Source organism: Paraburkholderia sp. BR14312 (assembly GCF_040948675.1).
Lineage (GTDB): Bacteria > Pseudomonadota > Gammaproteobacteria > Burkholderiales > Burkholderiaceae > Paraburkholderia > Paraburkholderia nodosa_A.
This window is the reverse complement of the sequence record NZ_JBFPKI010000003.1, coordinates 544807-564814: the sequence shown is the minus strand read 5'-3', so window position 1 is coordinate 564814 and position 20008 is coordinate 544807. Positions and strand designations below refer to the sequence as shown.

The 20008-nt window shown below is 65.7% G+C and carries 16 protein-coding genes; 6 read left to right on the top strand and 10 right to left on the bottom strand.

From position 1 onward, the window contains the following. Nucleotides 1-13 precede the first annotated feature (13 nt). The 4 genes from secD to queA form a co-directional block, all read right to left on the bottom strand. Nucleotides 14-2077 (bottom strand): protein translocase subunit SecD, encoded by a 2064-nt coding sequence (gene secD, locus AB3X98_RS11760; RefSeq protein ID WP_069268462.1) that lies wholly within the window; start codon nt 2075-2077, stop codon nt 14-16. 167 nt (nt 2078-2244) lie between these two features. Then, nucleotides 2245-2574: a preprotein translocase subunit YajC gene (yajC, locus tag AB3X98_RS11755; protein ID WP_042262488.1), complete on the bottom strand. Its 330-nt coding sequence runs from the start codon at nt 2572-2574 to the stop codon at nt 2245-2247. Between the two features lie 231 nt (nt 2575-2805). Next, nucleotides 2806-4005, bottom strand: coding sequence for a tRNA guanosine(34) transglycosylase Tgt (gene tgt / locus AB3X98_RS11750; RefSeq protein ID WP_321930635.1), 1200 nt, complete (start codon nt 4003-4005; stop codon nt 2806-2808). Nucleotides 4006-4202: 197 nt separating this feature from the next. After that, nucleotides 4203-5276 (bottom strand): tRNA preQ1(34) S-adenosylmethionine ribosyltransferase-isomerase QueA, encoded by a 1074-nt coding sequence (gene queA / locus AB3X98_RS11745; protein ID WP_368605663.1) that lies wholly within the window; start codon nt 5274-5276, stop codon nt 4203-4205. Between the two features lie 237 nt (nt 5277-5513). On the opposite strand from queA, the gene recG reads away from it, so the two are divergent. From recG to ubiA, 6 genes are all read left to right on the top strand, one after another. After that, on the top strand, nt 5514-7805 hold the full coding sequence (recG, locus tag AB3X98_RS11740) for an ATP-dependent DNA helicase RecG (RefSeq protein ID WP_368610249.1): 2292 nt from the start codon (nt 5514-5516) through the stop codon (nt 7803-7805). 175 nt (nt 7806-7980) lie between these two features. Then, the gene (locus AB3X98_RS11735; protein ID WP_069268466.1) at nt 7981-8940 is read left to right on the top strand and encodes a hydrogen peroxide-inducible genes activator; all 960 of its coding nucleotides are present in this window, start codon (nt 7981-7983) and stop codon (nt 8938-8940) included. A gap of 386 nt (nt 8941-9326) precedes the next feature. Next, nucleotides 9327-10766 (top strand): catalase, encoded by a 1440-nt coding sequence (locus tag AB3X98_RS11730; protein ID WP_368606758.1) that lies wholly within the window; start codon nt 9327-9329, stop codon nt 10764-10766. Nucleotides 10767-10854: 88 nt separating this feature from the next. Beyond that, the gene (locus AB3X98_RS11725) at nt 10855-11031 is read left to right on the top strand and encodes a hypothetical protein (RefSeq protein ID WP_368606757.1); all 177 of its coding nucleotides are present in this window, start codon (nt 10855-10857) and stop codon (nt 11029-11031) included. Nucleotides 11032-11199: 168 nt separating this feature from the next. Next, nucleotides 11200-11688 (top strand): Dps family protein, encoded by a 489-nt coding sequence (locus tag AB3X98_RS11720; RefSeq protein ID WP_042262475.1) that lies wholly within the window; start codon nt 11200-11202, stop codon nt 11686-11688. Between the two features lie 158 nt (nt 11689-11846). Then, complete coding sequence (gene ubiA / locus AB3X98_RS11715; protein WP_069267836.1) at nt 11847-12710, top strand: 4-hydroxybenzoate octaprenyltransferase; 864 nt, start codon at nt 11847-11849, stop codon at nt 12708-12710. Between the two features lie 72 nt (nt 12711-12782). Here the strand turns inward: ubiA and proC are convergent, their stop codons facing one another. The 6 genes from proC to AB3X98_RS11685 all read right to left on the bottom strand — a co-directional run bounded on the left by proC (nt 12783) and on the right by AB3X98_RS11685 (nt 19944). Beyond that, nucleotides 12783-13598, bottom strand: a complete 816-nt coding sequence (proC, locus tag AB3X98_RS11710) for a pyrroline-5-carboxylate reductase (RefSeq protein ID WP_368606756.1) — start codon at nt 13596-13598, stop codon at nt 12783-12785. Nucleotides 13599-13620: 22 nt separating this feature from the next. Then, on the bottom strand, nt 13621-14319 hold the full coding sequence (locus AB3X98_RS11705) for a YggS family pyridoxal phosphate-dependent enzyme (RefSeq protein ID WP_368606755.1): 699 nt from the start codon (nt 14317-14319) through the stop codon (nt 13621-13623). A 177-nt stretch (nt 14320-14496) separates the two neighbouring features. Continuing rightward, nucleotides 14497-15726, bottom strand: coding sequence for a glycolate oxidase subunit GlcF (gene glcF / locus AB3X98_RS11700; RefSeq protein ID WP_069267817.1), 1230 nt, complete (start codon nt 15724-15726; stop codon nt 14497-14499). 18 nt (nt 15727-15744) lie between these two features. Continuing rightward, nucleotides 15745-16833, bottom strand: a complete 1089-nt coding sequence (glcE, locus tag AB3X98_RS11695) for a glycolate oxidase subunit GlcE (protein WP_069267816.1) — start codon at nt 16831-16833, stop codon at nt 15745-15747. A 141-nt stretch (nt 16834-16974) separates the two neighbouring features. After that, nucleotides 16975-18480, bottom strand: coding sequence for an FAD-linked oxidase C-terminal domain-containing protein (locus tag AB3X98_RS11690; RefSeq protein WP_069267815.1), 1506 nt, complete (start codon nt 18478-18480; stop codon nt 16975-16977). Between the two features lie 48 nt (nt 18481-18528). Continuing rightward, nucleotides 18529-19944 (bottom strand): FAD-binding oxidoreductase, encoded by a 1416-nt coding sequence (locus AB3X98_RS11685; RefSeq protein ID WP_368606754.1) that lies wholly within the window; start codon nt 19942-19944, stop codon nt 18529-18531. Nucleotides 19945-20008: the final 64 nt, after the last annotated feature.

The following is a 20008-nucleotide window of genomic DNA, read 5'->3' as shown; positions in this document are numbered from 1 at the left end:
TCGTGACTCCGTATCAGCGGGACGAGCCGGTGTTGTTGCCGGAGCCGCCAGTGCCGCCCTGGGCATCGCGGCGGCGTACGACCGGTTTGGCGCGTGCGGCGCCCTTCGCGCCGGCCTTGGCCGGTTCGCGCCGGGCGGCGCCGGTGGTGGCCGCGACGGCGCGGCCCGTGTCCGTGCCGGCATCGGCGCCGGCGAGCGCGGGCGTGCCTTCATCCGGCTCCGGACGCCACACCTGACCCACCGCGAGCGACTTGAGCTTCTTCTTGCCGCCGTACCAGAGGTTCACGAGACCGCGCGAGAAGAACACGGCCGAGAACATCGACGTGAGAATGCCGATACAGTGCACGATCGCGAAGCCCCGCACCGGGCCCGAACCGAACGCGAGCAGCGCGAGACCGGCGATGAGCGTGGTCACGTTCGAGTCGAGAATCGTCGCCCAGGCGTGTGCGTAGCCGTTCTGGATGGCCAGTTGCGGCGGCGCGCCGTTGCGCAGTTCTTCGCGCACGCGCTCGTTGATCAGCACGTTCGCGTCGATCGCCATACCGAGCGCCAGCGCAATAGCCGCGATACCCGGCAGCGTGAGCGTGGCCTGCAGCATGGACAGCACGGCGACGAGCAGCAGCAGGTTCACCGACAGGCCGATCATCGAGATCGCGCCGAACAGCATGTAGTACGCGATCATGAACACGGCGATGGCGGCGAAGCCGTAGATCACCGAGTCGAAGCCCTTGCGGATGTTGTCCGCACCAAGGCTCGGGCCAACCGTGCGTTCCTCGATGATGTCCATCGGCGCGGCAAGCGAACCTGCGCGCAGCAGCAGTGCGAGGTCGGCGGCGGCCTGCGGCGTGGGCTGGCCCGTGATCTGGAAGCGGTCGCCCAGTTCGGACTGGATGGTCGCCACCGTCAGCACTTCGCCCTTGCCCTTTTCGAACAGCACCATCGCCATCGGCTTGCCGATGTTGTCGCGCGAGACGGCGCGCACCGCGCGGCCGCCCGCCGAATCGAGGCGGATGTTGACCGACGGACGCTGATGCTCGTCAAAGCCCGCCGAGGCGTCGATGATGCGGTCGCCGGTGAAGATCACCTGCTTGCGCAGGAGCACCGGCGCGGCATTGCCTTGCGTGAAGAGCTCGTCGCCCGGCGGCACCGGCGCGTTCACGTCCGGATGCAGGCCCATCGGGTCGGCGAGGCGCGCTTCGAGCGTCGCCGTGCGTCCGATGATGTCCTTCGCCTTGGCGGTGTCCTGCACGCCCGGCAGCTCGACCACGATACGGTCGTCGCCTTGCTGCTGGATCACGGGCTCGGCCACGCCGAGTTCGTTCACGCGGTTGTGCAGCGTCTGGATGTTCTGCTTGAGCGCGGCTTGCTGAACCGCCGTCTTCACGGCCGGCGTGAACGTGCCGACGAGCTGTACGCCGCCTTCGGGGTTGTTCTGCGAGGACCACTGCAGTTCGGTGATGCCGCCCGAGCCCGCGAGAACCTTGCGCGCCTGCTCGGCCGTATCGGCGTCGGCGAAATTGACGACCACCGACTGGTTGACGCGGTTCACGCCGCCGTCGCGGATGTTCTTGTCGCGCAGGAGCGTTCGCACGTCCGAAGCGTCGGAGTCGAGCTTCTTGTTGAGCGCGCCGTTCATGTCGACCTGGAGCAGGAAGTGCACACCGCCGCGCAGGTCGAGGCCGAGGTACATCGGCAGCGCGCGCAGCGACGTGAGCCAGCGCGGCGAGGCGCTCTGCAGGTTCAGGGCGACGATGTACTGCGGGTCGTTCAGGTCGGCGTTCAGCGCCTTGTTCAGCGCGTCTTTCAGGCGCAGCTGCGTGTCCGTGTCGGCGACGCGCACGCGGATGTTCGCGTTCATCGACGAGTTGTCGAACGTCACGTCGGTCGCGCGGATATTGTTCGCGGCGACCGCGGCTTCGACCTGGGCGAGCGTGCCCGAGTCGAGCTTGACGGTGGCTTTACCGCTCGACACCTGGACCGCGGGCGCTTCGCCGAAGAAATTGGGCAATGTGTACACGAAGCCGATGACGAGCGCCACCAGCATCACGACATATTTCCAGAGGGGATAACGGTTCATTGGTTGACCCAACGGGGGAGGGGAATGGCCTTAAGCGCTGCGTGCGCGTCCGGCGTTGCCTTCGGGGCGTACCTGCATTGACGTTTGCCGGTCAGTGGCTGCGAGGGCGGGTCGGATGCGCGAGGCCGTTCTTTCGGAGGCAACGGCCTCGGGGAAACCGTGAAGCTTTACAGCGACTTGATCGTGCCCTTCGGCAGGATGGTCGAGACCGACGACTTCTGCACGGTGATTTCCGTGCCATCGGCGATTTCGACGCCGACGTAGGCTTCGCTGACCTTGGTCACCTTGCCGACGATGCCGCCGCTCGTGATCACTTCGTCGCCCTTGGCCATGGCCGCGAGCATGTTGCGATGTTCCTTCTGACGCTTCATCTGCGGACGGATCATGATGAAGTACAGCACGGCGAACATCAGAATGAGCGGCAGGAAGCTCATGAGGCTCGATTCGGCACCACCTGCTGCACTGCCTTGCGCGAAGGCATTGGAAATGAACGACACGTTGGTCTCTCCGTTTTTTACGATCAAAAAGCGAGCCGGTTATTCTACCACCGGCATTCATCGCGACGATGACGCAAAATTGGCTTTGCGATCAAGTGCTTATCGCGGATCCCGCCCCGACGCGACATGCATGCGCGTGAAAACCGGGGCGGCGCGAGCGGACCGCATGCCTTGTCCGCACCATTATCGCGAAAGGTTATTGTAATATTGCGGGCGGCAGGTAACACCGTCTCAGTCCACGCCGCGTGCGCGCTGCTCGGCGAAGCGCTGGCGGAACGCCGCGAACGTCTTCGTCTCGATCGCCGCGCGCATCTCGCTCATCAGCTCCAGGTAGTAGTGCAGATTGTGGATCGTGTTGAGCTGCGCGCCGAGGATCTCGCCCACACGGTGCAGGTGGTGCAGGTAGCCGCGCGTGAAGTTGCGGCAGGTATAGCAGCCGCATTGTTCGTCGAGCGGGCGCAGCGAGTTGCGGTGCACGGCGTTGCGGATCTTGATGTCGCCAAAGCGCGTGAAGATCCAGCCGTTGCGCGCGTTGCGCGTGGGCATCACGCAGTCGAACATGTCGACGCCCGAGGCCACGCCCGCCACCAGGTCCTCCGGGGTGCCGACGCCCATCAGATAGTGCGGCTTGTCGGCAGGCAGCTTCGGCGCGATGTGTTCGAGCACGCGCATCATGTCTTCCTTCGGTTCGCCCACCGAAAGACCGCCGATCGCGTAGCCGTGGAACGGCATCTGCGAGAGGCCGGCGAGCGATTCGTCGCGCAGGTCCTCGAACATGCCGCCCTGCACGATGCCGAAGAGTGCATTCGGATTGCCGAGACGGTTGAACTCGTCGATCGAGCGCTGCGCCCAGCGCATCGACATGCGCATCGAATCCGCGGCTTCCTTGTGCGTCGTGGGCACGCCGTTGGTCGCGTAGGGCGTGCACTCGTCGAACTGCATGACGATGTCGGAGTTCAGCACCTTCTGGATCTGCATCGACACTTCGGGCGAGAGGAACAGCTTGTCGCCGTTCACGGGCGAGGCGAAGCGCACGCCGTCTTCCGAGATCTTGCGCAGGTCGCCGAGTGAGAACACCTGGAAGCCGCCCGAATCCGTGAGGATCGGCCGGTTCCAGCCCATGAAGCGATGCAGGCCGCCGTGCGCCTCGATCGTTTCCAGGCCCGGGCGCAGCCAGAGGTGGAAGGTGTTGCCGAGGATGATCTGCGCCTTCATCTCTTCGAGCTCGCGCGGCTGCGTGGCCTTCACCGTGCCGTAGGTGCCCACGGGCATGAAGATCGGCGTTTCGACCACGCCGTGATTGAGCGTGACGCGGCCACGGCGGGCGAGGCCGTCAGTGCCGAGCAATTCGAATTTGAGGCCGTTCTGCGGGCGTTCGCCCAGATACGTGCCGTGTTCGGCGCGTGCGTTGCTTTGATGACCGTCGGTCATGCGGTTGACTCCTGTGCCACCGAAAAATGCTTTGCATGGGACCGGAGTATGCGCTAAAGCGCCAACTCCGGATCGCGTGCTTTGCATGGGACCGGAGTAAGCGCTAAAGCGCCAACTCCGGATCGCAAGTCCGGCGCAGATAGTGAAAGGCCGCCGCGCGTTGGTTGTGTCGCGCGGAGGCTTGGGAAGCGTAAGTGTTACTTGTTGAGCGCGTCGTCGGTTCGGGTCAGCAGCATGGCGTCACCGTAACTGAAGAAGCGATAGCGTTCCGCAATCGCGTGACGGTACGCAGCGCGTATCGTCTCGATGCCCGCGAACGCCGAGACGAGCATCAGCAGCGTGGACTTCGGCAGGTGGAAGTTCGTCACGAGCCGGTCTACCACGCGGAATTTGTAGCCAGGCGTGATGAAGATATCGGTTTCCGCCTGCGTTGCCGCGAGTGCGCGGTTCTCGTTCGCGGCGGCGCGCGCGGCGGCTTCGAGCGCGCGCATCGAGGTCGTGCCCACCGCAATCACGCGGCCGCCGCGCGCACGCGTGGCCGCGATCTTGTCGACGAGCGATTGCGGCAGCTCATACCACTCGCTATGCATCTTGTGCTCGGCGATGTTCTCCACGCGCACCGGCTGGAACGTGCCCGCGCCCACGTGCAACGTGAGCGTGGCGCGCTCCACGCCTTGCGCGTCGAGTTGCGCGAGCAGGGCGTCGTCGAAGTGCAGGCCCGCCGTGGGCGCGGCCACCGCGCCCGGATTCTGCGCGAACACCGTTTGATAGCGCGTTTCGTCGCTCGCGTCGGCGTCGTGCGTGATGTAGGGCGGCAGCGGCAGACGCCCGTGCTGCTCGATCAGCGTGAGGCCGTCGTCCGGAAAGTGCAGCGTATAGAACTGATCGACGCGCTCGCCCACCGTCACGTCGAACGCATCGGCGAGGCGCAGCACCGTGCCGGGGCCCGGGCTCTTGCTCGCGCGGATCTGCGCGAGCGCCGTGCGCGCGCCGGTCAGGCGCTCCACGAGCACCTCGATCTTGCCGCCGCTCGCCTTCTGGCCGAAGAAACGCGCCTTCAGCACCTTGGTATCGTTGAAGACGAGCAGGTCGCCCGGCGCGATGCGCGCGGGCAGGTCGGAAAAGCGGCGGTCGGTCAGACGCGCAGGTTGGCCTGGCAACTGCGTCGTGTTATCGACCTCGAGCAGACGGCTCGCGCTGCGCTCGGGCAGGGCGGTCTGCGCGATCAGTTCCTCGGGGAGGTCGAAATCGAAATCGGAAAGCTTGAACATGCGGCCTGAAGTAACGGAAATGCGCCGGAGGCCCGGCGCGCGGCGGCTTCGCGGAGCCGAACCGTCAAGCGGTTGTGCCCCAAAAAGCGGCTGCAATGGCCGTTCGTGCGTGACGAAAGGCTATGATTGCGGGACGTGCGCGATAGCGATGCGCGCGGCGTGCCCGATGGCAGAGGCCGTCGCGCTGCACGCGCCGCGCCATACCGGAAAGCCGATATTGTACTTGCGAAGCTGCCCATGCCCCCATCCGTTAGCCGATTGATGTCCGAAGCCGATACCGCGAGCGAGGCGCCCGACGACGCGCGCAAGCCCGAGGACGGCGAGCGCAAGCGGCAAGCGGACGCGACGCAAGGGGCCGCAGCGCCCGCGCGCAAACGCGCCGCGAAGAAGTCCGCGGACAAGGCCGTGGAAGAAGCCGTAGAAAAAGCCGCGGCCAAAGACAAGCCCAAGCTCACCAAAACCGCCGACCGGCTCGCCAAACTCGGTCTGCGCAGCGACATCGATCTCGTGTTGCATCTGCCGATGCGCTACGAGGACGAAACCACGCTCACGCCCATCGGCGAACTGCTGCCGGGCGGCATCGCGCAAACCGAAGGCGTGGTGTTCGACAACGAGATCGCCTACCGGCCGCGCCGCCAGCTCGTCGTGAAGCTCGAGGATCACAACGGCGACCAGCTTCATTTGCGCTTCCTGAACTTCTACGGCTCGCAGGTCACGCAGATGGCGATCGGCAAGCGCCTGCGCGTGCGCGGCGACGTGCGCGGCGGCTTCTTCGGCATGGAGATGGTGCATCCGGCGGTGAAGGTCGTGGAGGGCGACGCGCCGCTGCCGCAGGCGCTTACGCCCGTGTATCCGTCCACGGCGGGCGTGAGCCAGGCGTATCTGCGCAAGGCGATCGACAACGCGCTTTCGCGTGCGCATCTGCCAGAACTGCTACCGGATGCGGTGGCGCAAGAGTTCATGGAGCCGCTGAATCTGCCGCCCTTGATGGACGCCGTGAAGACGTTGCACCACCCGCCCGTGAACGCCGACGAGCACGAGCTGATCGACGGCACGCATCCCGCGTGGACGCGCATCAAGTTCGAGGAGCTGCTCGCGCAGCAACTGTCGCTCAAGCGCGCGCACGAAGAGCGCCGCACGCGCGCCGCGCCCGCGATGGCGCGTCACGTCGCGGGGCGCAAGAGCGACGAGACACTGCTCGCGCGGCTGCGCGGCGCGTTGCCGTTCACGCTCACCGGCGCGCAGGAGCGCGTGGTGGCGGAAATCGCGCACGATCTCGAACAGCCGCACCCCATGCAGCGTCTGCTGCAAGGCGACGTGGGCAGCGGCAAGACCGTGGTCGCGGCGCTCGCGGCGGCGCAGGCCATCGACGCCGGCTACCAGGCCGCGCTCATGGCGCCCACCGAAATCCTCGCGGAACAGCACGCGCGCAAGCTGCGCGGCTGGCTCGAGCCGCTCGGCGTGCGGGTGGCGTGGCTCGCGGGCAGCCTCAAGGCCAAGGAAAAGCGCGCGGCGCTCGAAGCCGCGGCGCTCGGCACGGCGCAGCTCGTGATCGGCACGCACGCGATCATTCAGGAGGCCGTGGAATTCGCGCGTCTCGGCCTCGTGATCGTCGACGAACAGCATCGCTTCGGCGTCGAGCAGCGGCTCGCGCTGCGTGCCAAGGCGCAGAACGCGAAAGCGCCGGGCGAGACGCATCGCGAGTTCCAGCCGCATCAGCTGATGATGTCGGCTACGCCGATCCCGCGCACGCTCGCCATGACCTACTACGCGGATCTCGACGTCTCCACCATCGACGAGCTGCCGCCCGGCCGCACGCCGATCCTCACGAAGCTCATTTCCGACGCGCGCCGCGAGGAAGTGATCGCGCGCGTGCGCGCAGCGGCGCTCACGGGTCGTCAGGTGTACTGGGTATGTCCACTGATCGAGGAAAGCGAGACGCTGCAGCTGCAAACGGCCGTCGAGACTTACGAAACGCTGGTAGCCGCGCTGCCGGAGCTCACCGTCGGGCTCGTGCACGGCCGCCTCGCTTCCACGGACAAGGCCGCCGTCATGGATGCGTTCTCACGCAACGAGGTGCAGCTGCTCGTGGCGACGACGGTCATCGAAGTCGGCGTGGACGTGCCCAATGCGTCGCTGATGGTGATCGAGCACGCCGAGCGTTTCGGCCTCGCGCAATTGCACCAGTTGCGCGGGCGCGTGGGGCGGGGCAGCGCCGCTTCGGTGTGCGTGCTGCTCTATACCGGGCCGTTGTCGCTCACGGGCCGCGCGCGCCTGCAAACCATGCGCGAGACCACCGACGGCTTCGAGATCGCGCGCAAGGACCTCGAAATCCGCGGCCCCGGCGAATTTCTCGGCGCGCGTCAATCTGGCGCGGCGATGCTGCGCTTCGCGAACCTCGAGACCGACGCATGGCTCATCGAGCCTGCGCGCGGCGCGGCCGATCGGCTGCTGCACGAGTTTCCGCTCGTCGTCACGCAGCATCTGAATCGCTGGCTCGGCGCCCGCGAGCAGTATCTGAAAGCGTGAAAAGTCCAACTGCGAGCCCAAACTGCGAGTCCATTGCGCGGAACCTGCGCGCGCCTACGCCGTCTGACCCTTTTGTCATGATCACGCCCCGCATAGGGGTGTTGATTATTGGCGAATCACCGCCATAGGTGTATAACTACAAACTATTGATTCACCTTTTTTGATTGGTCCCCGAATGACGCTCACTGAATTGAAATACATTGTCGCGGTAGCTCGAGAGCGCCACTTCGGACGGGCCGCGGAAGCCTGCTTCGTGAGCCAGCCGACCCTTTCGGTCGCCATCAAGAAACTCGAAGACGAACTGAACGTGCAGATCTTCGAGCGCGGCACGAGCGAGGTGAGCGTCACGCCCATCGGCGAGCAGATCGTCACGCAAGCCCAGCGCGTGCTAGAACAGACGCTCGCGATCAAGGAAATCGCCAAGCAGGGCAAGGACCCGCTCGTGGGGCCGCTGCGCCTTGGCGTGATCTATACGATCGGGCCCTACCTGCTGCCCACGCTCGTCAAGCAGATGATCAAGCGTGTGCCGCAAATGCCGCTGATGCTGCAGGAGAACTACACGCTCAAGCTCATCGAGCTGCTCAAGCAGGGCGAAATCGACGTGGCGATCATGGCGCTGCCGTTCCCCGAAACCGGCCTCACGCTGCGCCCGCTCTACGACGAACCGTTCGTCGTGGCGTTGCCGTCGGGCCACGCGTGGGAACAGCGCCCGAAGATCGACCCGGACGACCTCAAGCAGGAAACCATGCTGCTGCTCGGCAGCGGTCATTGCTTCCGCGACCACGTGCTGGGCGTGTGCCCCGAACTGATGCGCTTCTCGCAGAACGCCGACGGCATCCAGAAGACGTTCGAAGGCTCGTCTCTGGAGACCATACGTCATATGGTCGCGAGCGGCGTGGGCATTACCGTGCTGCCGCGCATGTCGGTGACCGAGGTGAAGCCGCACGCGGGCGGCGTGGATTCCGGGCTGCTGTCCTACGTGCCGTTCGACGAACCCGTGCCGGACCGCCGCGTGGTGCTCGCGTGGCGCAAGAGCTTCACGCGCATGCCGGCGATCGAGGCGATCGTCGACGCCATTCACGCCTGCGAGCTGCCCGGCGTGAAGAAGATCGAGGCGCCTGCCGAGGCTGCCTGACGTATCTCGCGCCGTGCGCTTTCGGGCTGTGCGGCGGTTTTCCTTTCGAGCGCGGCATCCGCCCGCGCCACCATCCCCAGCCTTACGTTCCTTGCGACCCTAATAATCAATGCCTATTTGATAGATTGAATAAATCAAATTACAGATATCGATAGTCGTTGATAGAGTTTCCTCTAACCGATCTCAACCGGAAACCCCTGGAGGAAGCGATGCAAACCACCACCCCGAACACCCCCAGCACCTCGGCACGCGCCCATTCTGGCCTTCGCACCGTGTGGTTCTCGCTGCTCGTCGATCGCGCGCTGTCCGCCTGACGGCCTCGCGCCATCCCGAAGCACATTTCACCGAATTCCAGAACACACACGCAAGCAAGGAAGGAATCCAGCATGACCGACCGTACTCTCACCTCGGCAGCCGGCGCACCCGTCGTCGACAACCAGAACTCGCTCACCGCCGGTCCGCGCGGCCCGGTGATGCTCCAGGACGTGTGGCTTCTCGAAAAGCTCGCGCACTTCGACCGCGAAGTGATTCCCGAGCGCCGCGTGCACGCGAAGGGCTCGGGCGCGTTCGGCACGCTCAAGGTCACGCACGATATTTCGCGCTACACGAAGGCGAAAGTGTTCGGCGAAGTCGGCAAGGAAACGCCGCTCTTCATCCGCTTTTCGACCGTGGCGGGCGAGCGCGGCGCGGCCGACGCCGAGCGCGACGTGCGCGGCTTCTCGATCAAGTTCTACACGGAAGAGGGCAACTGGGACATCGTCGGCAACAACACGCCGGTGTTCTTCATTCGCGATCCGCTCAAGTTCCCGGACTTCATCCACACGCAAAAGCGCGATCCGCGCACCAACATGCGCAACAACGTGGCCGCGTGGGACTTCTGGTCGCGTCATCCGGAGTCGCTGCATCAGGTGACGATCCTCATGAGCGATCGCGGAATTCCGAAGAACTATCGCCAGCAGCACGGTTTCGGCTCGCACACGTTCTCGTTCATCAACGCGAACAACGAGCGCTTCTATGTGAAGTTCCACTTCAAGTCGGCGCAGGGCGTGGAGAACTACAGCGATGCCGAAGCCGCGCAGGTGATTGCTCAGGACCGCGAATCGGCGCAGCGCGATCTTTTCAACGAAATCGAAAAGGGCAATTTCCCGAAGTGGCATTTCCGCATTCAGGTGATGCCCGAGGCCGATGCCGCGAAGGTGCCGTACAACCCGTTCGACATCACGAAGATCTGGCCGCACAAGGACTATCCGCTGATCGACGTGGGCACGATCGAGCTGAACCGTAATCCGGAGAATTATTTCGCCGATGTCGAGCAGGCCGCTTTCACGCCGGCGAACGTGGTGCCGGGCATCGGCTTCTCGCCGGATCGCTTGCTGCAGGGGCGTTTGTTCTCGTATGGCGACACGCAGCGCTATCGCCTCGGTGTGAACCATCACCAGATTCCGGTGAATGCGCCGCGCTGCCCGTTCCACTCGTTCCATCGCGACGGCGCGATGCGCACCGACGGCAACCTGGGCGACAACGTGAACTATGAACCGAGTCGTTTCGGCGACTTCGCGCAGCGTCCGCAGGCGGGCGAGCCGCCGCTCGCGGCCGGTGCGGTCGATCACTACGATCACCGCGAAGACGATGACTACTACAGCCAGCCGGGCGCGTTGTTCCGCCTGTTCGATGCGGGCCAGCGCGAGCGGCTTTTCGCGAACATCGCCCGGCATATCAACGGTGTGCCGGCTCAGATCGTGGAGCGTCAGATCGAACACTTCCGCCGCGCCGATCCTGCGTATGCGCAAGGCGTGATCGACGCGATCGCGAAGCTGGCGAAGTAAGGACGCAGGCGCGGTTTGTTGTCACAACGTCAAGACAGCGAGCCGCGCCTGAAGCAGGAATTCGAGGGACGACCACAGGAGCATGATCATGACCCGAACGATGACGATGACGCTCAAGACGATGGGACCGGGAAATGCGGCCGCGATGGCGCGCACGCGTGCGCAAGGCACGCAGATCGTGCGCCGGATGGTGGGCTTTGCGATCGTGGCGAGCGGCTTCGTGGCGATCGCCACGCAAGCCTTCGCGCACCTGGCAGGGCACTGAACGAGCCGGGCGCGTTGCTGCACAGTAGGGCCGGATGAGCCGGGTTTCTGATATTTCCAGGCTACACTGACGACCGATCGAGCGCTCTCGCGCCAGTTTTTTAAGGCGCAGGCGGGCACAACAGGATCGTCAAACACGCGTAGTCTCACTGCTACACAAGGAGTCGTCATGGCCAAAAAAGCAACCGTACAGCACGTGAATATCGGCATCAGCGACAAGGATCGCAAGAAGATCGCGGAGGGTCTCTCGCGCCTGCTCGCGGACACCTACACGCTGTATCTGAAGACGCACAACTTTCACTGGAACGTCACGGGGCCGATGTTCAACACGCTCCACCTGATGTTCGAAGGGCAGTACAACGAACTCGCGCTGGCTGTCGACGCCATCGCCGAGCGTATTCGTGCGCTGGGCGTGCATGCGCCGGGTAGCTACAAGGAATTCGCGAAGCTCTCGTCGATTCCCGAAGCGGACGGGGTGCCGGCCGCGGAAGACATGATCCGCCAGCTGGTGGAGGGCCAGGAAGCCGTGGTGCGCACCGCGCGCGCGATCTTCCCGTCGACGGAAGCGGCCAACGACGAACCGACCGCCGACCTGCTCACGCAACGCATGCAGACGCACGAAAAGACCGCGTGGATGCTGCGCTCGCTGCTGGCCTGATGCCGATGCGGCGCCCGGGCGCTGCGCCTGAAGCGCGATTAGCACGATGAAAGGCCCGCCGGATGTCCGGCGGGCCTTTGTTTTTGCGCGGGCGCGGCTCGCGGCGACGGCGCGCCGCCCTGGCCTACAATAGCGGCATCGCTTTTCCCGCCCCGATCATGTTCGCCCGACTCCCGCTCTATTTGCGGCTCGTCCGCATGGACAAGCCGATCGGCAGCCTGCTGCTGCTGTGGCCGACGCTCAACGCGCTGTGGATCGCCTCGGACGGCCATCCGCCCCTCTCGCTGCTGATCATCTTCACGGTCGGCACCGTGCTGATGCGCTCGGCGGGCTGCGCGATCAACGACTACGCCGACCGCGATTTCGACCGCCACGTCAAACGGACGGCCGAACGCCCCATCACGTCGGGCCGCATTCGCGCCTGGGAAGCGGTGGCGATTGCCGCGGGACTCGCGCTCGTGTCGTTCCTGTTGATCCTGCCGCTCAATGCGCTGACGAAGCAGCTTTCGGTCGTGGCGCTGTTCGTAGCGGCGTCGTATCCGTTCACCAAGCGCTTTTTCGCGATTCCGCAGGCGTATCTGGGCATCGCGTTCGGCTTCGGCATTCCCATGGCATTTGCCGCCGTGCAGGACCACGTGCCGGCGCTCGCGTGGATCATGCTGGCCGCGAACGTGTTCTGGTCCGTGGCCTACGACACCGAATACGCGATGGTCGATCGCGACGACGACATCAAGATCGGCATTCGCACCTCGGCGCTCACTTTCGGCCGCTTCGACGTGCTCGCGATCATGCTCTGCTATGCGGCCACGCTCGGCATTTACGTGTGGGTGGGCGTGACGCTGGGCTTCGGCTGGCTCTACTGGCTCGGCTGGGCGGCCGCCGTGGGCTGCGCCATTTATCACTACACCCTCATCAAGAACCGCGAACGCATGCCGTGCTTCGCCGCGTTCCGCCACAACAACTGGCTGGGCGGCGTGCTGTTCGTCGGGATTGCTGCCCATTACGCCGTCGCGGGACTCTGAGGCGAGATCGATGAAAAAAAGCGCCGGGTGCATGACGCACCCGGCGCTTTTTCTATCTGGACTGCGGTGCGCTTACTGCTTGCCGAATTCCTCGCCCATTTCCTTCGCGCGCGCATCGGCCGCGAGCGCGCCCTTGACGATGGCGGCCTTCACGCCCGAAGCGTCGAACGATGCCAGCGCGGCGGCGGTCGTGCCGCCCTTGGAAGTCACGCGCTCGCGCAGCACGGCGGGCGGCTCGTCCGATTGCAGCGCGAGTTGCGCCGCACCCGCGAACGTGGCGATGGCGAGCGCGCGGCCTTGCTGCTCGTCCATGCCGAGTTGGCGCGCCGCTTCTTCGAGCGCTTCGATGAAGTAGAACACATAGGCCGGTCCGCTGCCCGAAATGCCCGTGACCGCGTCGATCTTCGCTTCGTCGTCGAACCAGACCGTTTGGCCGACTGCGCCGAGCACATCCGCAGCGAGCTGGCGGCCCGCGGCGTCCACGCCGCTGCTCGCGACAAGACCGGTTGCGCCCATGCCGATCAGCGCGGGCGTGTTCGGCATCGTGCGCACGACGCGCGCGTGGCCGTTCAGCCAACGCGAGAGATCGTCGATGCGAATGCCGGCCATGATGCTGATGACGACCTGATGCGCACCAAGGTACGGTGCGATGCCTTCGGCCACGGCCTTGGCGATTTGCGGCTTCACGGCGATCAGAACCGCGTCGTACGACGCGAGCGCGGCGTCCGCGGCGGCGCCGGTGCGCACGCCGAACTGCTCGGCGCTGCGCTTGCGGGCGTCCTCGTTCGGATCGATCGCGTAGAGGTTGTCGGCGGGAACGCCCTTGCGGATCAGACCTCCGATGAGTGCGGCGGCCATGTTGCCGCCGCCGATGAAGGCAATTTTCATGGTGATGGAATCGTTCAGTGAATCAGTGAGAGTAGTCGCGCGCGCCGAAAATCGCGGTGCCGACGCGCACGATCGTCGCGCCTTCGAGCACCGCGGCTTCGAGGTCGGCCGACATGCCCATGGAGAGCGTGTCGAGCGCGAGGCCATCTGCGCGTAGCGCTTCGAACAGCTCGCGTAGCTGGCGGTGCGGCGCGCGTTGCCCCTCGAGTGAGGTTTCCGGCTCGGGAATCGACATGAGCCCGCGCAGGCGCAGGTTGGGCAGGGCGGCGATCTGGCGCGCGACCTGCCGCGCTTCTTGCGGAGTGACGCCGCTCTTGCTGGCTTCGCCGCTCACGTTGACCTGCAGGCAGACGTTGAGCGGCGCCATGCCGGCGGGACGTTGCGCCGACAGGCGTTCGGCAATCTTCAGACGATCGACCGAATGGACCCAGTCGAATCGCTCGGCTACAGGGCGTGTCTTGTTCGATTGGAGCGGCCCGATGAAATGCCATTCCATGCTCGCGCGCAAGTCGGCGAGCGCCTCGATCTTGTCCACGGATTCCTGCACGTAGTTTTCGCCGAACGCGCGCTGGCCGACAGCGTGAGCGGCGCGCACGTCCTGCGCAGGAAACGTTTTCGAAACCGCGAGCAGCTCGACGCTTTGCGGGTCTCGGCCGGCGTTGCGGGCGGCGGCGGCGATGCGCTCGCGGACAGCTTCGAGATTGTGGGAGAGATCGGTCATCGGGCTGAACGCCGGCGCGTGAAATGGCGCGCGCCGCTGTTTGGATCCAAAACGAACAGAACGAGGGCCATTATACGGACTGCGCACGGCGCGAAACACTGGCCGGAAAGGCTATACCGAATGGCCGACTGTTGGCGCGCCGCGCGTCTCGTTACGCTGGTTCTGTTCCCGATGGAGTCAATTCGTCACCAGCATATGTTCGACCAGCTCAATCCAGTGCGTGACCGGAATTGCCGTGCCGCTTTGCAGGTGCGTAATGCAGCCTATGTTGGCGGAGACGATCAATTGCGGCTCCAGCGCCTGCAGCCGGTCCACTTTCTGGTTGCGCAGCGTGTAGGAAAGGCGCGGCTGCATGATCGAATAGGTGCCCGCGGAGCCGCAGCAAAGATGGCTGTCGGCCGGCAACCGCACATCGAGCCCGAGCGCGGTGAGCAGCCTTTCCACGCCGCCGCGCAACTGCTGGCCATGCTGCAGTGTGCAGGGCGGATGCCACGCTACCGTCTTGATGCTACGGCGCCTCGTGTTGGCCACGAGCTGTTCCTCGAATGCGGGCAGCAATTCCGAGAGATCGCGGGTGAGTTCGACCACGCGGCGCGCCTTCTCCACATAGGCCGGATCGTCGCGCAGCAGGTGCGCGTATTCCTTCACCGTCGCACCGCAGCCCGAGGCGTTCATCACGATCGCTTCCGCGCCTTGCTCGATGTACGGCCACCAGGCGTCGATGTTCGCGCGCACGTCGTCGAGCGCGTCATCGGCGTAGCCCATATGCAGGCGGATCGCGCCGCAGCAGCCCGATTGCGGCGCGACGATGGTTTCGATGCCGAGCGCATCCAGCACGCGCGCGGTCGCGATGTTGATGTTGGGCATCATCGAGGGCTGCACGCAGCCTTGCAGCATCAGCATCTTGCGTGCGTGCTTCGCCGTGGGCCAGGCGAGCGAGCGCTGGCGCACGGGCACCTTGTCGCGCAGGCGCTTGGGCAGAAGCGGCCGCACCTGCTGGCCGAGGCGCATCGCCGGCGTGAAGAGGGCGCGGCGCGGCAGCACGCCCGCGAGCAGGCGGCGCATGATGCGCTGGCGCAGCGGCCGCTTCACCATCTGTTCGGCATGCTTGCGGCCTACTTCCACGAGGCGTCCGTACTGCACGCCGGAAGGGCAGGTGGTCTCGCAACTGCGGCATGTGAGGCAGCGGTCGAGGTGCGTGAGCGTGCTCTTCGTGACCGGCGCGCCTTCCACCATCTGCTTCATGAGATAGATGCGCCCGCGCGGGCCGTCCAGCTCGTCGCCGAGCAACTGATAGGTCGGGCAGGTCGCGGTGCAGAAGCCGCAATGCACGCACTTGCGCAGGATCGCGTCGGCTTCGTCGCCGTCGGGGGTGTTGCGTATGAAGTCCGCGAGGTTCGTCTGCATCGCCGCGTGTGGGTGTCGTCAGAAGTCGGAATACAGCCGGCCGCGATTGAAGATGCGGGCCGGGTCGAAGGCGGCCTTCAGGCCGCGATGGATCCTCATGAGCGGCGCGGGCAAAGGCGTGAAGACGCCCGCGCTGCGATCGTAGTCGCGTCCCGTGCGGAACATCGTGGCGTGACCGCCGGCTTGCTTCGCGCTGATACGCACGGTTTGTGCGTCGGTTTCCGTGATCCACCAGCGCTGCGCGCCGCCCCATTCCATGAGTTGCGCGCCGGGCAATTGCAGGGGCTCCGCGATCGAGGGCAGCGCGAGGCGCCAGAGCGCCGCGTTGGGCGCAATCGACGCAAAGAACGGATCGGTCTGCTCGCGCAGGCCCGCCCAGAAGCGTTCGGCCTCCACGGCGTCCACCACTTCGCCGCCCAGGCTCGCGCGGGCCGTCTTCACAGCGGCTTCCGCGCCCGCGAGGCGTACCGCGAGCGTGCCGTTGCGCCAGGCGCTCGCCGTCATCGGCAGCGGGCGGCCGCCCCATTCGTTGAGCTTGCGCACGGCGTCCGTGCCGTTCATGTCGAACTTGAGCGTGGTTTCCGCTTGCGGCGTCGGCAGCACCTTCACCGAAAGCTCCAGCAGCAGCCCGAGCGTGCCGAGCGAGCCCGCCATGAGCCGCGAAACGTCGTAGCCCGCCACGTTCTTCACGACCTGGCCGCCGAAATGCAGCACCTCGCCGTGGCCGTTCATGAGCACCGCGCCCAGTACGAAGTCGCGCGGTGCGCCCGCGCTCGCCCGCCGCGGCCCGGCAATGCCTGCGGCAATGCAGCCGCCCAGGGTGGCCTGCGCGCCAAAGTGCGGCGGCTCGAACGCGAGCATCTGGCTGTGGGCCGCAAGCGCCGTTTCAATGTCCGCAAGCGGTGTGCCGGCGCGCGCCGTGATCACCAGTTCTGCCGGGTCGTACGCGATGATGCCGCGGTGTGCGCGCGTGTCGAGAATCTCGCCTTCGAGCGACTGGCCGTACCAGTCCTTCGTGCCCCCGCCGCGAATGCGCAGCGCCCGGCCATCGGCGCTCGCCGCCCGGATGCGTTCGGACCAGTCCGAGACGATGTCGTCCTCTTCCATGTCGTGATGGTCGCGCTCGTTCGTTATATGGTTCGTTCGATTGTACTGAGCGAACCCCGCCTGACAACCCGGAGCGGACCCTCATTCGGGTCACGCGATATGCATAGACTGCGCGGTGCCGGGTGCGTGTTTGCGCGTCCGTCAGAAGCGCGGCAACTCGGGGTGTGGCAGCAGATTCCCGCGCACATGCATGCGTCCGTACTCGGCGCAGCGCGCCCGGGTGGGGATCCCCTTGTCGGGGTTGAGCAGCCTGGCCGGGTCGAACGCATGTTTCACCGCATGAAACGCGTCGCGCTCCTGCGGCGAGAATTGCACGCACATCGAATTGATCTTCTCGATGCCCACCCCGTGCTCGCCCGTCACGGTGCCACCCAGTTCGACGCAGGTCTCGAGAATGTCCGAGCCGAAAGCCTCTGCGCGGTGCCATTCGTCGAGGTCGTTGCCGTTGAAGAGAATGAGCGGGTGCATGTTGCCGTCGCCGGCATGGAACACGTTGATGCAGCGCAGTCCATACTGCTTTTCCATCTCGTGGATGCGCGCGAGCAGCGGCCCGATCGCGCGGCGCGGCACGGTGCCGTCCATGCAGTAGTAGTCGGGCGAGATGCGGCCCGCGGCCGGAAACGCATTCTTGCGGCCCGACCAGAAGCGCAGGCGTTCTTCCTCGGTGCGCGAGATCTGGATGCGCGTGGCGCCATGCTCGCGCAGCACCGTGGTCGTGCGCGCGATCTCGTCGGCGACTTCCTCGGGCGTGCCGTCGGCTTCGCACAGCAGGATGGCGGCGGCGTCGAGGTCGTAGCCCGCGTTCACGAACTCCTCCACCGCGCGCGTGGCCGGCTTGTCCATCATTTCCAGGCCCGCCGGAATGATGCCGGAGGCGATGATGCCCGCGACGGCGTCGCCGCCTTTCACGACGTCGTCGAAGCTCGCCATGATGACCTGCGCGGTTTGCGGGCGCGGAATCAGTTTGACGGTCACCTCGGTCACGATCGCGAACATGCCTTCGCTGCCGATCATCACCGCGAGCAGGTCGAGGCCCGGCGCATCGGGCGCGAGCGAGCCGAATTCGACGATCTCGCCGTCCATCGTGACGGCGCGCACCCGCAGCACGTTGTGCACCGTGAGGCCGTACTTCAGGCAATGGACGCCGCCGGAATTCTCCGAAACGTTGCCGCCTATCGTGCAAGCGATCTGCGACGAAGGGTCTGGCGCGTAGTAAAGGCCGAAGGGCGCCGCCGCTTCGGAAACGGCCAGATTGCGCACGCCGGGTTGCACGGTGGCCGTGCGCGCATAGGAATCGACTTCGAGAATGCGCTTGAAGCGCGCGAGCGAAAGCACGATGCCATGCCGGATCGGCATGGCGCCGCCCGAGAGGCCGGTGCCCGCGCCGCGCGGCACGACCGGCACGTCGAGGCGCCGGCAGATCTGCACGATGCGTTGCACCTGCGACTCGGTCTCCGGCAGCGCCACGGCGAGCGGCAGCCGCCGGTAGGCGGCGAGGCCGTCGCACTCGTAGGCGACGGTGTCCTCCTCGCGATGCAGCAGGCAATGCGCCGGCAGCACGGCCATCAACGCCTGGACTACCTCGCGCTGGCGTTGCGCGAGCGCTTCCGGGCTCAGCTCGGGCAAGTTCGCCTCGGGTGCGTTCATGTCTCCTCCCGTCTGTTGCGCATGTGTGCGCTTCTCAGCGCTTGTCGGTTACACCGCCCAGCTGAAGATCTTGCCCGGATTCATCAGGTTGTGCGGATCGAGTGCGTGCTTGATCGCGCGCATCGTGTCGATGGTGTCCGCGCCGTGCTCTTCCACGAGGAAATCCATCTTGTGCAGGCCCACGCCGTGTTCGCCCGTGCAGGTGCCGTCCATCGCGATCGCACGCTGCACGATGCGGTGATTCAGGCGTTCGGCCTCCTCGATTTCCTCGGGCTTGTTCGGGTCGATCAGGATCGCCACGTGGAAATTGCCGTCGCCCACATGGCCGACGATCGGGCAGGGCAGCGGCGAGGCCTTGAGGTCGGTTTCCGTCTCGATCACGCATTCGGCGAGGCGCGAGATCGGCACGCATACGTCGGTCGTCACGGCGCGGCAGCCGGGCTTGAGCTGCAGCATCGCGAAGTAGGCGTTGTGGCGCGCGTTCCACAGGCGGCTGCGGTCCTCGGGGCGCGTGGCCCATTCGAAGCCTTCGCCACCGTGCTGCGCGGCAAGCTCTTGCACGAGCTGCGCCTGTTCCGCGACGCCCGCCTCGGTGCCGTGAAATTCGAAGAAGAGCGTGTGCTTCTCGCGCAGCGTGAGGTTCGAATGCTTGTTGATCGCGCGCACCGCGAGCGAGTCGATGAATTCCACGCGCGCGATCGGCACGCCGATCTGGATCGTCTCGATCACCGTGCGCACGGCCTCCGCCATCGAAGGGAACGCGCACACCGCCGCCGAGACTGCCTCGGGCTGCGGGTAGAGTCGCACCGTGATTTCGGTGATCACGCCGAGCGTGCCTTCCGAGCCGACGAAAAGGCGTGTGAGGTCGTAGCCCGCCGACGACTTGCGTGCGCGCGTGCCGGTTTTGACCACGCGGCCGTCGGCGAGCACGGCGGTCAGGCCGAGCACGTTCTCGCGCATCGTGCCGTAGCGCACGGCGTTGGTGCCCGAGGCGCGCGTGGCCGTCATGCCGCCGATGCTCGCATCGGCGCCCGGATCGATCGGGAAGAACAGACCCGTGTCGCGCAGCGCTTCGTTGAGTTGCTTGCGCGAGATGCCGGGCTCGACGGTCACGGTGAGATCTTCGGCGTTGATCGAGAGCACGCGGTTCATCTGCGAGAGGTCGATCGACACGCCGCCCTGCACGGCCAGCAAGTGACCCTCGAGCGACGAGCCGTTGCCATAGGGAATGATCGGCACGCCGTGACCGGCGCACAGCTTGACGATGGTCTGGATATCTTCGGTGCTCTGCGCGAACACCACGGCGTCGGGCAGTTGCGGATCGAAGGGCGATTCGTCGCGGCCGTGATGGGCGCGTACGGCTTCGGAGGTGGAGACGCGTTCGCCGAACGCGCTGCGCAGCTGATCGAGGAGTTCGGCGGGGAACGGGCGGCGTGCGAGGGCCGGCGGCGCGGGGTGATTCACGCGGGTGTCTCCTTCGTATGGGTATGACTTCTGGCTCAGACCATTTTACGCTGAACATCCGCGC

Bases quoted from the DNA above. Each gene is read 5' to 3' on its own strand.
- AB3X98_RS11725 (WP_368606757.1), top strand. From the start codon at position 10,855: ATGACCCGAACGATGACGATGACGCTCAAGACGATGGGACCGGGAAAT.
- queA (WP_368605663.1), bottom strand. From the start codon at position 5,276: ATGTTCAAGCTTTCCGATTTCGATTTCGACCTCCCCGAGGAACTGATC.
- glcF (WP_069267817.1), bottom strand. From the start codon at position 15,726: ATGCAGACGAACCTCGCGGACTTCATACGCAACACCCCCGACGGCGAC.
- glcE (WP_069267816.1), bottom strand. From the start codon at position 16,833: ATGGAAGAGGACGACATCGTCTCGGACTGGTCCGAACGCATCCGGGCG.
- recG (WP_368610249.1), top strand. From the start codon at position 5,514: ATGCCCCCATCCGTTAGCCGATTGATGTCCGAAGCCGATACCGCGAGC.
- AB3X98_RS11730 (WP_368606758.1), top strand. From the start codon at position 9,327: ATGACCGACCGTACTCTCACCTCGGCAGCCGGCGCACCCGTCGTCGAC.
- AB3X98_RS11735 (WP_069268466.1), top strand. From the start codon at position 7,981: ATGACGCTCACTGAATTGAAATACATTGTCGCGGTAGCTCGAGAGCGC.
- proC (WP_368606756.1), bottom strand. From the start codon at position 13,598: ATGAAAATTGCCTTCATCGGCGGCGGCAACATGGCCGCCGCACTCATC.
- tgt (WP_321930635.1), bottom strand. From the start codon at position 4,005: ATGACCGACGGTCATCAAAGCAACGCACGCGCCGAACACGGCACGTAT.
- AB3X98_RS11690 (WP_069267815.1), bottom strand. From the start codon at position 18,480: ATGAACGCACCCGAGGCGAACTTGCCCGAGCTGAGCCCGGAAGCGCTC.
- AB3X98_RS11720 (WP_042262475.1), top strand. From the start codon at position 11,200: ATGGCCAAAAAAGCAACCGTACAGCACGTGAATATCGGCATCAGCGAC.
- ubiA (WP_069267836.1), top strand. From the start codon at position 11,847: ATGTTCGCCCGACTCCCGCTCTATTTGCGGCTCGTCCGCATGGACAAG.
- AB3X98_RS11705 (WP_368606755.1), bottom strand. From the start codon at position 14,319: ATGACCGATCTCTCCCACAATCTCGAAGCTGTCCGCGAGCGCATCGCC.
- secD (WP_069268462.1), bottom strand. From the start codon at position 2,077: ATGAACCGTTATCCCCTCTGGAAATATGTCGTGATGCTGGTGGCGCTC.